Origin of the sequence: Salinicola salarius (assembly GCF_002179555.1) — a bacterium.
Lineage (GTDB): Bacteria > Pseudomonadota > Gammaproteobacteria > Pseudomonadales > Halomonadaceae > Salinicola > Salinicola salarius_A.
This window is the reverse complement of record NZ_NHOU01000149.1, coordinates 1-454: the sequence shown is the minus strand read 5'-3', so window position 1 is coordinate 454 and position 454 is coordinate 1. Positions and strand designations below refer to the sequence as shown.

The following is a 454-nucleotide window of genomic DNA, read 5'->3' as shown; positions in this document are numbered from 1 at the left end:
TTTTTTTTTCAACGCCCGGCGCAGTGTCACCGTGGCGACAGACTTGCCGGTCTCTTCTTGAAAGCGAGCCTGTAAGGCGCGAATCTGATGGGGATGCTCGGCTACCAACGCTTGCAGTCGCTTGTGATCGTGTTCATCGAGGGCGGGTGTTCGTCCACTACGCGGTTTGTCGATGAGACCATCAAAACCGGACACTTCCCATTGCTTGAACCATCGTGATACGGCATCGCGGCGAACCTGAAGTATCTCACTGATTTGGTTAATAGTATGGCCTTGGTCACTCAGTAGAATGGCATGCGCCCGACGACGGAGAGCGCGCTTCTCGCCATGGTGATAGGCGGAGGTCAGCGTCTGTTGTTCAGGTTCAGTGAGAGGGGCAACGAAGCGTTTTTCCATGGTTCTGTCCGTGTCAGAAATCCTGGCATGGATATTACACGAAAACTTTAGATCAGGT

The 454-nt window shown here is 53.1% G+C and carries 1 protein-coding gene; it reads right to left on the bottom strand.

Annotated features, from left to right (window positions below):
• On the bottom strand, window positions 1-396 hold a 396-nt coding region (locus CCD76_RS19555), incomplete at its 3' end, for a helix-turn-helix domain-containing protein (RefSeq protein WP_143543367.1).
• Window positions 397-454: the final 58 nt, after the last annotated feature.